Annotated in this window: 10 protein-coding genes; 4 read left to right on the top strand and 6 right to left on the bottom strand. The window is 72.4% G+C overall.

The window, feature by feature from the left end; all coding sequences use genetic code 11:
* The first annotated feature begins 58 nt into the window (after window positions 1-58).
* Together J3P30_RS13335 and J3P30_RS13340 are read left to right on the top strand one after the other, a co-directional pair.
* Window positions 59-793, top strand: coding sequence for an HAD family phosphatase (locus J3P30_RS13335; protein ID WP_210481492.1), 735 nt, complete (start codon window positions 59-61; stop codon window positions 791-793).
* Window positions 790-3,483, top strand: coding sequence for a glycoside hydrolase family 65 protein (locus J3P30_RS13340; protein ID WP_210481493.1), 2,694 nt, complete (start codon window positions 790-792; stop codon window positions 3,481-3,483). Before J3P30_RS13335 ends, J3P30_RS13340 begins: the two co-directional genes overlap by 4 nt.
* A gap of 260 nt (window positions 3,484-3,743) precedes the next feature.
* On the opposite strand, the gene J3P30_RS13345 is transcribed toward J3P30_RS13340, so the two are convergent.
* From J3P30_RS13345 to J3P30_RS13370, 6 genes are all read right to left on the bottom strand, one after another.
* Window positions 3,744-4,679 (bottom strand): NADP-dependent oxidoreductase, encoded by a 936-nt coding sequence (locus tag J3P30_RS13345; RefSeq protein WP_210481494.1) that lies wholly within the window; start codon window positions 4,677-4,679, stop codon window positions 3,744-3,746.
* A gap of 164 nt (window positions 4,680-4,843) precedes the next feature.
* The gene (locus J3P30_RS13350) at window positions 4,844-5,239 is read right to left on the bottom strand and encodes a hypothetical protein (protein WP_210481495.1); all 396 of its coding nucleotides are present in this window, start codon (window positions 5,237-5,239) and stop codon (window positions 4,844-4,846) included.
* Window positions 5,236-6,537: an allophanate hydrolase gene (gene atzF, locus J3P30_RS13355; protein WP_210481496.1), complete on the bottom strand. Its 1,302-nt coding sequence runs from the start codon at window positions 6,535-6,537 to the stop codon at window positions 5,236-5,238. The genes J3P30_RS13350 and atzF overlap by 4 nt, the downstream gene beginning before the upstream one ends.
* Window positions 6,534-10,148, bottom strand: coding sequence for an urea carboxylase (gene uca, locus J3P30_RS13360; RefSeq protein ID WP_210481497.1), 3,615 nt, complete (start codon window positions 10,146-10,148; stop codon window positions 6,534-6,536). Before uca ends, atzF begins: the two co-directional genes overlap by 4 nt.
* Window positions 10,145-10,795 carry an urea amidolyase associated protein UAAP2 gene (locus tag J3P30_RS13365; protein ID WP_210481498.1) on the bottom strand — a complete coding sequence of 217 codons (651 nt, stop codon included), beginning with the start codon at window positions 10,793-10,795 and terminating at the stop codon, window positions 10,145-10,147. The genes uca and J3P30_RS13365 overlap by 4 nt, the downstream gene beginning before the upstream one ends.
* Complete coding sequence (locus J3P30_RS13370; protein ID WP_210481499.1) at window positions 10,792-11,646, bottom strand: urea amidolyase associated protein UAAP1; 855 nt, start codon at window positions 11,644-11,646, stop codon at window positions 10,792-10,794. The genes J3P30_RS13365 and J3P30_RS13370 overlap by 4 nt, the downstream gene beginning before the upstream one ends.
* Before the next feature lie 468 nt (window positions 11,647-12,114).
* Between J3P30_RS13370 and J3P30_RS13375 the strand changes: the two genes are divergently transcribed.
* Together J3P30_RS13375 and J3P30_RS13380 are read left to right on the top strand one after the other, a co-directional pair.
* Entirely contained in the window at window positions 12,115-12,810 is a 696-nt protein-coding gene (locus tag J3P30_RS13375) for a TetR/AcrR family transcriptional regulator (RefSeq protein WP_210481500.1), read from the top strand.
* Window positions 12,811-12,861: 51 nt separating this feature from the next.
* Window positions 12,862-14,427 (top strand): sodium:solute symporter family protein, encoded by a 1,566-nt coding sequence (locus J3P30_RS13380; protein ID WP_210481501.1) that lies wholly within the window; start codon window positions 12,862-12,864, stop codon window positions 14,425-14,427.
* Window positions 14,428-14,756: the final 329 nt, after the last annotated feature.

A 14,756-nucleotide genomic window follows, 5' to 3' on the forward strand; every position in this document is an offset into this window, starting at 1 on the left:
GTCCCCGGAGCCGCTGACCCGATCCCACCCGATTCCGCGCCCACCTTCGGAGCCCCCGTTGAGTTCCCTCCCGAGCCTCGACGGCTATCAGGCCGTCCTCTTCGACCTCGACGGCGTGCTCACGCCGACGGCCGACCTCCACATGCACGCCTGGCGGGCCATGTTCGAGGAGCTCTTCACCGCCAAGCGCGTGTCCGAGCCGTACACGGACGACGACTACTTCCGGTACCTGGACGGCAAGAAGCGCTACGACGGCGTCGCGGGCCTGCTCGAGTCGCGGGGCATCGTCGTCCCGTGGGGCACCCCCGACGACCCGTCGAGCGCCGACACCGTCTGCGGCATCGGCAACCGCAAGAACGACGTCTTCTCGCGCATCCTCGACGAGGAGGGCGTCGAGCCCTACCCCGGCTCGCTCGCGCTGCTCGACCGCCTCCGGGCCGAGGGGACCCCGATGGCCGTGGTTTCGAGCTCGAAGAACGCCGAGCGGGTCCTGGTCGGGGCACACCTCCGGGACCTCTTCCCGGTCGTCGTCGACGGCGAGGTCGCCACCCGGGAGCACCTGGCGGGCAAGCCCGCGGGCGACATGTTCGTGTACGCGGCCCGCGCGCTCGGCAGCGATCCCGCCGCCAGCGTCGTGGTAGAGGACGCGATCTCCGGCGTGGCGGCGGGCCGCGCCGGCAACTTCGGCCTTGTGATTGGCGTGAACCGCGGCGTGGGGGAGAAGGCGCTCAAGGACGCGGGCGCCGACGTCGTGGTCGAGGATCTGGGGGTCCTCGTGAAGGGGGAGTCATGAGCGACCACAAGCCGACCTCGAAACGGCCGACGCTCGATCGGGACCGGTTCCCGGTGGACCCCTGGGCCCTCCGCGAGGTCGTCTACCACCCCGAGGCGATGCCCCTGTCCGAGACGCTGTTCGCGGTCGGCAACGGCTTCCTCGGGATGCGCGGCAACAGCGCCGAGGGCCGCGTCGCGCACGAGCACGGGACGTTCCTCAACGGGCTGCACGAGACGTGGAGGATCCGCCACGCGGAGCAGGCCTACGGGTTCGCCGAGGTGGGCCAGACGATCGTCAATGCGCCCGACAGCAAGGTCATGCGCCTCTACGTCGACGATGAGCCGCTCGCGCTCGACGACGCGGATCTCCTCTCCTACGAGCGCGTCCTCGACTTCCGCACGGGCGTCCTGCACCGCGAACTCCTCTGGCTGACGCCCGCCGGCAAGCGGGTGCGGGTGGTCACGAGCCGGATGGTCTCCTTCCCCGAGCGCCACCTCGCGGTCATGACGCTCGAGGCGGAGCTGCTCGACGCGGACGCCCCGATGACGATCTCCTGCCAGCTCATCAACCGGCAGGACGGCGAGGACGAGTACGGCCACGGCGGCGAGGAGCACGAGGAGATCGACCCCCGCCGAGCGGAGCGGATCAACGACCGGGTGCTCCTGCCCGGCGAGTACTGGCAGCGCGGGGACCGCAGCGTCCTCAGCTACCGGGTCGCGAATTCGGGCATGCGCGTCGCGGTGGCCGCCGACCACGTGATCGAGACGCGGAACGAGTGGCGCTCGGAGAGCACCATCCAGCCGGACCTCGCGAAGAACGTGTTCAGCGTCCAGGCGCGGCGCGGAGTGCCGGTGCGGGTCACGAAGATCGTGGCGTACCACTCGTCGCCGACCACCCCGACCCGCGAGCTCATCGACCGCTGCCAGCGGACCCTCGATCGCGCGGCGACCGAGGGGATCCCGTCCCTCTACAAGCGCCAGCGGGAGTGGCTGGACGCGTACTGGTGGCGCTCGGACGTCGACATCCCGGGGCAGCCCGAGGTGGCCCAGGCCGTGCGCTGGAACCTCTTCCAGCTCGCGCAGGCGACCGCGCGAGCCGACGGCCTCGGCATCCCCGCGAAGGGTGTCACCGGCAGCGGCTACGGCGGCCACTACTTCTGGGACACCGAGGTCTACATGCTGCCCTTCCTCGCGTACACGAGCCCGCTCTGGGCTCGGAACGCGCTGCGGGCCCGCCAGGAGATGCTCCCGCGCGCCCGCGCGAGGGCCCGGATGCTGAACGAGGACGGCGCGCTCTTCCCCTGGCGCACGATCAACGGCGAGGAGGCGTCCGCCTACTACGCGGCCGGCACCGCGCAGTACCACATCAACGCGGACATCACGTATGCGCTCGCGAAGTTCATGCACGCGACCGCGGACATCGCGTTCCTCGCCAACGGCGCGATCGACATCGCGGTCGAGACGGCGCGGATGTGGTTCACGCTCGGCTTCTGGCGCAGCAACGGCGGCGAGACGTTCCACATCCACGGCGTCACGGGCCCCGACGAGTACACGACCGTCGTGAACGACAACCTGTTCACGAACGTCATGGCGCGCTTCAACCTCATCTACGCGGCGCGGAGCGTGCGCGAGCTCGCCGAGCTGCGTCCCGAGGCGTACACCCGCATGGTGGCCCGGCTGAACCTCCGCGAGGAGGAGCTGGACGAGTGGGAGCGCGCCGCCGCGGCCATGGCGATCCCGTACTCCGAGGCGCTCGGCATCCATCCGCAGGACGCGCACTTCCTCGAGCGCGAGGTCTGGGACCTGTCGAGCACGCCGGAGGAGATGAAGCCGCTCCTCCTGCACTACCACCCGCTCGTGATCTACCGGTTCCAGGTGCTCAAGCAGGCGGACGTCGTGCTCGCGCTGTTCCTGCTCGGGAACCACTTCACGCGCGAGGAGAAGCTCGCGGACTTCGAGTACTACGACCCGATCACGACCGGCGACTCGACCCTGTCGAACGTCGTGCAGTCGATCGTCGCGGCGGAGATCGGCTACCAGGACCTCGCGCTCGAGTACTTCCTGCACAGCCTCTTCGTGGACCTGGCGGACCTGCACAAGAACACCCGCGACGGGGTGCACGTCGCCTCGTGCGGCGGCGTGTGGAGCGCGCTCGTCAGCGGCTTCGGCGGCATGCGGGACTACGACGGCGTCCTCACGTTCGATCCGCGGCTGCCGGCGTCCTGGCCGGAGCTCGTCTACAAGCTGATCTGGCACGGCACCCGGATCGAGGTGATCCTCCGGGCGAAGTCCATGCGGGTCCGCGTCGTCGAGGGGGAGGACCCGGTGTCCTTCTTCGTGCGGGGCGTGCCGTACCAGGTGGCGCCGGGCGTCGACGCCGACATTCCGCTTCCGGACCAGGGTCCGCTCGTGGCCGGCAGCCCGGGCCTCAGCCCGAAGGTGCGCCGCCGCCGCGACGACGGCTCGCTCATGGTCCCCTCGGTCCCGACGTACACGGAGCCGATCCCGATCGTCGCGACCCTGCCGCCCCCGGACGACGAGTCGAGCGAGTCGCAGGACGCGGCGAGCGGGCGCCGGCGGCAGACGCACCGCCCGGTCTCGGAGCGGGTGCCCGAGCGCGTCGCGGAGCGGATGAGCCGCCGGTCGCCGGACACCTCGATGGGCGAGCTGGACTCGGCCCAGCCCCAGCCCGACGAGGCGGTCCGCTAGCGCTGCCCGCGCAAATCAGGACCGCCCGGCCGCGGGGACTCCTGCGCGGATCAGGAGATTGCACGCCGATCAGGACCGCTGATCGGTTTCCGTCGCGGTTCAGGACGACACGCCGTGCCGGGCGCCGGATCTCCTGATCCGCGCACGCACCGGGTCGAACCTCGACGGTGATCTGGTGGGGCCTGCGCGGGCGGGTGGCCGAACCCTCAGCCCGTGAGCGGCGGAGGGCACGGCCGATGCACCCATGACCCCGCGCCGCCTCAGCGGACGAGGGCGAGCTTGCCGCCCGGATGCGTGCTCCTCAGCACCTCGAGCGCCGCCGGCGCCTCGCCGAAGGGGAACGTCCGGCTCATGGGCACCACGAGCTTCCCCTCGGCTGCGAGCCGGACGAGCTCGCCGCGCACCTCGTCGCGGAACGCCTTGCTGTCCGGCCGTCCGCCGCCGGTCACGTGGATGCCCTCCTGCTTGCCGCGCTCGAACGCGGCGATCGTGACGATCCGGTCCCTGTCCGGGGTCACGGCGAGCGAGACGTCGATCGCCTCCTCGGTGCCGACCGTGTCGAAGGACGCGGCGATGCCCTCCGGCGCGGCGTCGCGCACCCGCTGCTCGAGACCGTCGCCGTAGGCGACCGGGATGGCGTCGAACTCGCGGACCCTGTCGAAGTTGCGCTCGCCCGCGGTGCCGATCACCCGCAGCCCGCGCAGCCGCGCCAGCTGGAGGAGGCTGACGCCGACCGAGCCGGAGGCGCCGTGCACGAGGACCGTCGATCCGGACGGCGGCTCGACGAGCCGGAGCATGTCGGCCGCTGTGGTGCCGACGAGGAGGAGGTTGGCGGCCTCGGGGAAGCCCAGGTTCGCCGGCTTCGCGAACACGTCGCGCGCGGGAACGGTGAGCTCCGTCGCGTACCCGCCCGGCACCCGGAACGCGAGCACCGGGTCGCCGACCGCCCCGCCGCCCGTGGCGATCCCGGTGTCCGGTCCGATGGCGGACAGCACGCCGGACACCTCGTGTCCGAGCCGCATCGGCAGCTTGCTCCGGTCGCCCTCGCGCCCGATCTGCTTGTAGTCGGTCGGGTTCATGCCTGCGGCACGGACCTCGATCGTCACCTCACCGGGTCCCGGCTGTGCCACCTCCGCGTCGATTTCCTCGAGGACCTCCGGCCCGCCGAAGTCGGTCGCCACCCACGCTCTCGCCATGCGTCCAGTCAACTCCGGACACCGGCCGGACGCGAAACGGCGACTCGAGCGCGCGTCGCGGGTCGCGCGAACGGTCGCCCCCTCGCACCGGGCTCGCGGGCGTCCGTACGACCCGGCGCCCGCGCATCCGCGCCGTCCGCGCCGCACGCGGCCCCGTGAGCGCGTCACCCGCGTGCGGCGCGGAACGCCCTCCACCCGCCGTAGCGCGTGATGTCCTCGGCGCCGTCGACCGCGAAGGGCTCGACCAAGAAGCCGCGCACCTCGGATCCGTCGTCGAGGAGCACCGACCCGATCGCCATCGGTGACGGCAGGGCGGCCACGAAGTCGCCGAACGCGGCGGCGCTGAGCCGCCACAGCTCGAGCTCGAGCGCCGCACCGTCCTCGGGGACGCGGACGACGCCCGGCTTCGGCGGCGTGGTCGGCAGGAGGTACAGCCGATACTCGGCGGCCGTGCGCGCCGGTCCGACCAGCTCGGCGCCGCGGTCCGTCAGCTGCGCGTTGAGCGGCTGGCCGGACAGGTGCGCTCCGGCGACCGCGAGCACCACATCCGGGTAGCTCACGAGGCGACCCTCCTCGCGATGCGGGCCAGCGCGGCGTCGGAGAAGGAGGGGCCGACGAGCTGGACCCCGAAGGGCAGGCCGTCGACCTCGCCCGCGGGCAGTGCGAGCGCCGCGAGGTCCAGCAGGTTCGCGAAGTTGGTGAACCGGCCGAGCCGGGAGTTCACCGCGATCGGCTCCGCCGCGACCTCGGCGAGGGTCGGATGCTCGACCGTCGTCGGCAGCAGCAGCGCGTCGACCCGCTCGAAGATCGCCGCGGCGGCGATCCCGTATTCCTCGAGCCGCTCGAAGTCCTCGAAGAGCCGCCAGGCCGGGACGTCCGCGGCGCGCGTGATGATGGCGCCGACGACCGGGTCGACCTCGCCGGGGTGCTGCTCGATGAACCGGCCGACGGCGGTGTACCGCTCCGCGACGAAGGCGCCCGAGTACAGCATCCGGGCCGCCTCGAGCAGCGGCTCGATGTCGACCTCGACGAGTTCGGCGCCTGTTCCCGCGAACCGCTCCACCGTCTCGGCGTAGCGCTCCGCCCATCCCGGCGCGAGGTCGCCGAGCGCGCCGGGGTGCGGGACGCCCAGGCGGACCTCCGGGGACGCCGCGCCGGGGGAGTCGGAAGCGCTCCTGGCGCGGGGATCGCGGGGATCGGGACCCGCCATGATGCGCACCGCCTGCTCGGCGAGGTCGAGGTCCGCGGACATCACGGTGACGACGTCGAGCGTCCGGCAGGCCGGCACGACACCGGCCGCGGAGATCCACCGCTTGCTCGGCTTCACGCCGTAGAGGCCGTGCAGCGCGGCCGGCACCCGTCCGGAGCCGGCGGTGTCGGTGCCGAGCGCGAAGTCGGCGGCGCCGAGCGCGACCGCGACCGCGGACCCGCTGCTCGATCCGCCCGAGATGCGCGTCGCATCCCGCGCGTGCCGAACCGCGCCGTAGGGGCTGCGCGTGCCGACGAGACCCGTCGCGAACTGGTCGAGGTTCGTCGTGCCGAGGACGACGGCGCCCGCGGCCCGGAGCCGGGCCACGACCGTCGCGTCCTCGTCCGGGCCGTACGCGAAGGCGGGGCAGGCCGCCGTCGTGTCGAGTCCCGCCACGTCGATGTTGCCCTTCACGGCGAAGAGCGCGCCGGCGAGGGGAAGCTCCTCACCGCCCTCGACCCGCTCGAACACCGCGGCCACCTCGACCGCCACCTGCTCCTGCGGCCGCAGCTCGATCCAGGCTTCCGGCCGCTCGCCCTCCTCGAGGAGGCGGTAGCGCTCGGCCACGAGCTCCTCGGCGCGGGTGGACTCCGCCGTCGTCGTGCTCACGCGGCCTCCTCCTCGTCCTCGATCTCGTCGAGGTCCTCCTCGAGGACCACGAGCACCGTGCCCGGTCCGACCTCTGCGCCCAGCTCGGTCGCGACCCGTGCCACCCGCCCCGCGATCGGAGCCACGACGGGCGCCTCCATCTTCATGGCCTCGACCGCGAGCAGGGTCTGACCCGCCTCCACCACGTCGCCCGCGGCGACGTCGATGCGGAAGACGTTCGCGGCGAACGGCGCCTCGACGCTGGTCGCCCCGTCGGGGACCTCCACGTCGGCCACGGGTGCCGCGGTGCTCGCCGCCGCCGCGCGGTCGAACTCGCCCGCGAGCTCCCAGGCGTTCCGCTCCGCCCCGAACGCCTCGGCCTGCCGACCCCGGAACTCCTCGATCGACGCAGCGTTCTCCTCGAGGAAGCGCTCGTAGTCCGCCATCGCGAACTCGCCCTCCTCGATCCGCAGCTCGTGGCGGCTGGCGGCCATGTCGGCGCGCAGCTCGGCGAGCTCCTCCGGCTCGACGGGGTACCACTTGATGCGGTCGAAGAACCGGAGCAGCCAGGGCACGCCGGGCTCGAACGATCCGCGCTGGCGCAGAGTCGACCAGACGGGCACGGTGCGGCCGACGAACTGGTAGCCGCCCGGGCCCTCCATGCCGTAGATGCAGAGGTACGCGCCGCCGATGCCGACCGCGTTCTGCGGCGTCCAGGTCCGGGCCGGGTTGTACTTGGTGGTCACCAGTCGGTGCCGCGGGTCGAGCGGGGTCGCCACGGGCGCCCCCAGGTAGACGTCCCCGAGCCCGAGGACGAGGTACTCGGCGTCGAAGACGGTGCGGTACACCTCCTCGACCGAGTCGAGCCCGTTGATGCGGCGGATGAACTCGATGTTCCAGGGGCACCACGGGGCGTCGTCGCGCACCCCGGCCATGTAGCGGCGGATCGCCTCCCGCGTCGAGGGGTCGTCCCAGGACAGCGGCAGGTGCACGGTCCGGCTCGGCACCCGCAGGTCGCGCGTGGCCGGGAGCCCGGCGTCGACGTCGAGGACCACCTCGGCGACCTCCGCGACCCTCGCGAGGTCGGGATCGAAGTGCACCTGCAGCGAGCGGATGCCGGGCGTGAGCTCGATCACGCCGGGGAGCAGTCCCGAGTCGATCCGCCGCTGCACCCCCTCCATCAGCGCGTGCACGCGCATCCGCACCGCGAGGTCGAGCACCATGTCGCCGTACTCGACGAGGACGTTGTCGTCGCCGCTGCGGCGCAGGGTGACCGCGGGGGCATCCTCCCGCTCGGGAACGGTGGAGAGGATGCCGCCGTCCAGCACCGGCGGCCGGCCGGCCTCGAGGGGAGTGCCGGGCTCGGCGCGGAGGGCGATCGCCTGCTCGTCCGTCACCGGGATGAACCGGACGGTGTCGCCCGGCCGCAGCTGGCCCAGCTTCCAGAGGTCGGAGGTCGTCACGGTCGCCGGGCACGTGAAGCCGCCGAGGCTCGGGCCGTCGGGACCGAGCAGGATCGGCAGGTCCCCCGTGTAGTCCACCGCGCCGACGGCGTAGGGAGTGTCGTGGATGTTCGACGGGTGCAACCCGGCCTCGCCGCCGTCCGTGCGCGCCCAGGTGGGCTTCGGGCCGGTGAGCCGGACGCCCGTGCGGGCCGAGTTGAAGTGCACCTCCCAGTCGGTGGCGTAGAACACCTCCATGTCCTCCCGAGTGAAGAACTCCGGAGCGGCGTGCGGCCCCTCGAGCGCGGCGATCCGCCACTGCTTCGGGATCACGGGACGGGCGGACTCCGGCACCTCGTGCACCTTGTGCGGCACGTTGGGGCGACGGATGGCGACCACGTCGCCGGTGCGGAGCCCGCGCCCCGCGTGCCCGCCGATCTCGCCGAGGTCGAAGGTGCTCGCCGAGCCGAGGACGAGCGGCACGTCGAGCCCGCCCTCGACGAGGACGTAGGTCCGCATGCCGGCCGTCGCCGTGCCGATCGACAGCGTCGCGCCGGCGGGCACGGTGATCGGCGTCCACGGCTCGCCGCGCTCCCCGCCCACGGTGATGGGCGCTGGGGCGCCCGTGACGACCACCCGGGTGTCGACCGAGAAGCGGAGGTCGATGCCCGTCATGGTCGTCTCGATGCCGGGCGCGGCGTCCGCGTTGCCGAGCGCGCGGTTGCCGAGCCGGAACGACAGGGCGTCCATGGGACCCGACGGCGGGATGCCGACCGGCCAGTACCCGATGCGGCCCGGCAGGTCCTGGATGCTGCTCAGCATGCCGGAACGGAGCACCTCCACCCGGGGCGTGCGGTCGCGGACGTGCGCCAGCGTGCCGGTCGAGTGCCGGGCCGCGAGGACCTCGGGCGTCGCCGCGATCGCGCGCAGCATCCCGATGTTGGTCGCGACGCCGTCGACGCGCGTGGCGTGGAGCGCGTCGGCGAGCGCCCGCCAGGCGGCGGCGCGGTCCTCGCCGTGCACGATCACCTTGCCGAGCATCGGGTCGTAGTGCGGGCTGACCTCGGCGCCGACCTCGAGCCAGGTGTCGACGCGCGCGCTCTCGGGAAGGGCGAGCCCGGTCACCGTGCCGGAGCTCGGCAGGTTGCCGAGGTCGGGGTTCTCCGCGTAGATGCGGGCCTCGACCGCGGCGCCGGACTGCCGCAGGGGCGTGGCGACCACGTCGGCGTCGCCCTGCGCGAGGCGCAGCATCCACTCCACGAGGTCGACTCCGAAGACCGCCTCCGTGACCGGGTGCTCGACCTGGAGACGCGTGTTGACCTCGAGGAACGCGGCCTCCTGGCGGACCGGGTCGTAGATGTACTCCACCGTGCCGGCCGAGCGGTACGAGACCGACTCGCAGAGCCGGCGGGCGGCGTCCGTGATCGCCTGCCGCACGGCGTCGGGCAGGTCCGGGCTCGGGGTCTCCTCGACGACCTTCTGGTTGCGGCGCTGCAGGGAGCAGTCGCGGTCGCCGAGGGTGACGACGGTGCCGAGACCGTCGCCGAACACCTGGACCTCGACGTGGCGGGCGCGCTGGATGAGGCGCTCCAGGAACACACCGGACGAGGAGAAGCTGGCGCCTGCGAGCCGCCGGACGTTGTCCCACGCGCCCCGCAGCTCCTCCGCGGTCGCGCACGCCTGCATGCCGATGCCGCCGCCGCCGGCCGTCGCCTTGAGCATGACCGGGTAGCCGATCTCCTCGGCGGCCGCGAGGGCGTCGTCGACGGTCGGCAGCAGCGAGGTCCCCTCGAGCAGCGGCACGCCGGCGGCCCGGGCCGCGTCGCGGGCCGTGTGCTTGGTGCCGAACAGCTCGAGCTGCTCGGGCGTGGGACCGACGAACACGATGCCGGCGTCCGCACACGCGCGGGCGAAGTCGGCGTTCTCGGAGAGGAAGCCGTAGCCGGGGTGGATTGCACCCGCGCCCGTCTCGAGCGCGGCGGCGATGATCTTGTCCGCCCGCAGGTAGCTCTCGGCGGCGGGCGCCGGGCCGAGATGGACGGCGACGTCGGCGAGGAGGGTGTGGGCGGCTCCGCGGTCGGCGTCGGAGAAGACGGCGACGGTTCGCAGGCCCAGCTTCTTCGCGGTGCGGATGATGCGGACCGCGATCTCGCCGCGGTTGGCGACGAGCAGGGTGTCGAAGCGGCTCACGGGGTCTCCTCCGGCGCGGTGATGATCATCTCGGCCCGGCTCGGGTTGAAGCCGTTGCACGGGTTGTTGATCTGCGGGCAGTTGGAGACGACGACGAGGGTGTCCCGCTCGGCGCGGAGGCTGACGCTGAGGCCGGGGGAGGAGATGCCGTCGACGATGCCGAGCGCGCCGTCCGGATCGACCGGCACGTTCATGAACCAGTTGACGTTCGACACCTGGTCGCGCTTGCCCATGCCGTACTTCGCGAGCTCGGCGAGGAAGTTGTCCGCGCAGGCGTGCTGGGACCAGGTGTGGTGTCCGTAGCGGAGCGTGTTCGACTCCTTGGAGCAGGCGCCGCCGAGGGTGTCGTGCCGGGCGACGTCCGTGGCGACGACGGTGAGCAGGGCATCGTCCTCGGCCGTGCGCAGCACGGAACCGGTCGTGAGGAACACCGAGCCCTGAGCCGACAGGGTCGTCTGGGCGCTGTAGGCGTTCGCGGTGTCGTCCGCGTCGTAGGCGAGGAAGTCGACCGCCTGGTTTCCGTCGACGTCCACGATCGTGAGGACCTCGCCGGCCTTCAGGATCGCGGACCACGGGCCGCGCGGCGGGATCACCTCGCGGCGCAGCACGCGCCCGGCGGTGCCCGGGATGGTGTCGGTGGCGGTCATGCGATCCCCCTCGCGGTCAGGTAGTCGGCGGTGTTGTCGAAGGCGCGGCGCCCCTCGGGCGTCGCGGTCCACAGCGGGTCCTCGGGCGAGGTCGCCTCGCCGGTCCAGGCGTGCACGTCGACCGGGCCGCAGGTGTACTGCTCGCGCGGGTCGAGCGGATGCGCGGTGTTCGCGAGCAGGACGACCGTGGGCATCTCGAGTCGGAGCGTGACGGTCGCGCCGGCGCCCGCGGAGCCGAGCCACCGGCCCGATCCGTCCTCGGCGACGCGGACGCCCTGGAAGAACGAGACGCTCGGGGCGATGTCCCGGCGGCCGAGGCCGTGCTTGGCGCCGGCGAGGACGAACAGCTCACGGCCGGCGGGGGAGGCGCCGTGCGCCGTCCCGTCGCCGTAGCGGCCCGTGTTGCGGGCGAGCGACGAGGTGCCGAACACGGTGTCGTGGTGGGACGAAGTGTCGTCGACGATGCTCGCGAGCACGCGGCCTTGGTCGGAGAGGAGCAGCTGGCCGCCGCCGAGGTAGACCTGCCACTGCACCTTGACGGTGTCGGCGACGTTGAGCCGCTCGTGCGTCTCGAGCGCGTTGTAGAGCAGCACGGAGACGCTGGCGTCTCCGGTGAGGTCGGTGAGCCGCAGGTGCGTGCCCCGCGCGAGGACCTTGTGCGTGTAGTTGCCGCCGGCGAGTCGCTCGACCCAGACGAGCCGCTCCTGCTCGACGCCGGCCGGCGCGCTGCCCCGCCGCCAGGCCGGAACCGCGGGCTGAGCCTCGACGACCGTGCCCTCCTGCGCCCGGGCGTGCTCCCGCGCGCCTCGCGTCGTCGCGGTCCCCTCGACCGCGTCCACCTCTATCGACATCGCCCCTCCGGTTTCTGCTCAACGACAGAAACGAGTGTGGAAGGACGCTGTGTCGCCGACGTGCCGGGGACGTTTCGGTCGTGTTTCGGTTGCCGCGAGAGCGCCGTGCGGGGGGTCCGCGGCACATGCACGCATCCGGAGGAACCTCACGGATCCGGAGGGTGCTCACGGATCCGGAGGGTGCTCACGGATCCGAAGGAAGCTCACGGATCCGGCGGGAGCTCACGGATCCGGAGGGAGCCCACGGATCCGGAGGATCGTCACGGATCCGGAGGATCCGGCAACACGCCGGCGACCAGCCGCGGCGACTCCGCGTGTCGCCGGTGGCTCCGGATCCGTGCAGCTTCTCCGGATCCGTGCAGCTTCTCCGGATCCGTGCGCTTGCCGGGATCCGTGCAGTCGCTCCGGATCCGTGTCCGTGCAGCCCCGCCGGATCCGCGCGAGGCCCTCTGCTAGCGTGAGCGCGTCATGCCCCGCCCCACCGGTCGTCCCCGCGCCCAGGGGGAATCGCCCACCGGACTCGGGACGCGCGAGGACATCCTGCAGGCCGGAGCCCGCCTGTTCTGCGACACCGGCTACGGCAGCACGAGCACCCACGCACTCGCGCGCGAGGCGGGCGTCCGCCAGGCGACGCTGTACCACTACTTCGCCGGGAAGCACGAGGTGCTCCTCGAGCTGCTGCTCGGCACGGTCGCCCCGTCGCTCGCGACGGCGCGCACCCTGCTGGACCGGCCGGAGCCGGCCGCGGCGCGACTCTGGGCGCTCTGCGCATCCGACGTGCGCCTGCTCTCCGGCGGCGACGTGAACGTCGGCTCCCTCTACCTGCTGCCCGAGCTGGCGGATCCGCGCTTCGCGGAGTTCCACGCACGGCGGGCGGAGCTGCAGGAGACCTACGCGCAGCTGGTGGCGCAGTGCTCGCCGGACCCCGCCTGGTCGCGCCGCATCGCGCCGCTCGTCCTCGACCTCGTCGAGAGTGTGATCCTGCAGCGCCGCCGGGATGCGGACTGGATCGATGAGGAGTCGGGCCCGATGATCGCGAACGCAGCGCTGCGGATCGTGGGCCTGGGGGAGCAGGCGGCCGAGGCGGCGGCGGATGCGGGCCGCCGCATCCTCGCCGGTCTTCCCGAGGACGAGGACGGGCTGAGCGATTTAACACGCTCGTAGCACGAGCGAAAAGCTCCGGGAACGCGACGGGTCGATGTTCGTACTTGTCGCTTGACAGAAATCCCCGGCGGGCACCACTGCCGCCTCGGCCCCGGGAGCATCGTGATCATCATCGGAGTGGGACTCACCGTCCTCGCCGTCCTCATCGTCGGCATCCTCGTCGCCCGAAAGGTCGACGGAGACAGCGCCAACTACCTCGTCGCGGGGCGCCGGCTCGGCGTCCCGCTCGTCGCGGTCTCGCTGACCGCCGCCGCCGTCGACTCGAACGCGACCGTCGGCAACACCGACCTCACCTCGCAGTTCGGCTTCTGGTCGGGCGCCTCGCTCGCCCTCGGACTCGCGCTGTGCCTGCTGCTGACCGGCATCTTCCTCGCCAAGCCGATGAACAGGATGAAGCTGTTCACACTCGCGGACTTCTTCCGCATCCGCTACAACAGGCCGACAGAGGTCGTCGCGTCGCTGATCATGATCCTCGCGTTCACGACCCTGCTCGCCGGCAACCTCGTCGCGTGCGGCTTCCTGCTCGAGCGCTTCGCCAACATCCCCTACGAGTGGGGCGTCATCCTCGCGGTGTCCCTCGTGCTCGCCTACACGATCGCGGGCGGCCTCTTCTCGGACGCGTACACCGCCGTCATCCAGACCGTCATCACCGTCGTCGCGGCGATCGCCCTGCTCCTCTGGGTCGCGTTCTCGTTCGGCATCGTGGTCCCCGAGGGCATGGGGCCGTTCGACCTCGGCCAGCTCAGCGACCCCGCGCAGGGCGCGCCGATCAACTGGGCGACGCTCGTCGCGCTCGGCGTCGGCGACATCGTCGCGATCGACTTCATGCAGCGGATCTTCGGCGCGAAGTCGCCCGAGGTCGCCCGCCGCGCCTGCTTCATCGGTGCCGCCGGAACCGCCGCGATCGGCACGATCTTCGCGCTCGTGGCCCTGTCCGCGACCGCGGTGCTCGGCATCACCGTCGAGGAGGGCCCGATCCTCTTCACGCTGCTGGCGGACTACGCGCCGCCGCTGCTCGCGATCCTCGTCCTCTCCGGGATCGTCGCGGCGTCGTTCTCGACCGCCTCGGGCGCGATCCTCGCGACGTCCGCGGTCGCCGTCCGGAACGTGGTGGGCGTGCGCCGCACGGTCGGCGGGCCGGACCCGCTGCTGCGCTGGACGCGCCTCGCGATGCTGCCCATCGTGGTCATCGGCTCGTTCCTCGCGATCCGCGTGAGCCAGACGGGCATCCTGCTGACGCTCGCGTTCGACCTCATGCTCGCCTGCCTCGCGGCGCCGTTCATCCTCGGCGTCTTCTGGAAGCGTCCGGGGGTCACGGCGGCGCTCGGCGCGGCCGCGGCGGGCCTCGTCGTCAGGCTCGTGTTCCTCGCGCTCACGCCGACCCTCTACGGCGTCGAGAACGACCTGTTCTACATCCCGAACACGCTCGTCGGACCGGAGTTCGACGGATGGGCCACCCTGGTCGCGGCGGCGGTCGGCTTCGGGACGTACGCCCTCATCGGCGCCCTGCACCGCCGCTCGGATGCGCAGCTGCTGAACGAGCTGGCGGAGCTCGCGGAGCTGGAGCTCGAGCAGAGCGAGGTCCGCGACGAGCCGGAGCGCGTCCCGGCGGTCTGATCCGCGCCGACACCGAGGCGGCTGCCGGGCGATGCGTCCGGTGGCCGCCTCCGTCGTCGTGCCTGCGCGGGCTTGGTGCTCTTTCGTGCCCGCGGACGAGTCGCCGACGGGGGAGCCGCTCGTCGTCGTCAGCAAACGAGGTCTCGCACACCGTCGCGATCTAGTCCCTGACGGTCTGTCGCACGCACATCCGAGGCATCAGGGTGCGGCCAGGCGCGTCGACCGCTCGGCCGCACCTTCTGCAAGCTCCGACGGCGGCTAGGACTCCTAGCCGCCCAGGACTCCCATCGCTCGGCTAGCACTCCTAGCCGCGGAGATCGCCCGACTCC

The sequence above is a fragment of the Naasia sp. SYSU D00948 genome, assembly GCF_017916515.1.
In the GTDB taxonomy this organism is placed as follows: domain Bacteria; phylum Actinomycetota; class Actinomycetes; order Actinomycetales; family Microbacteriaceae; genus Naasia.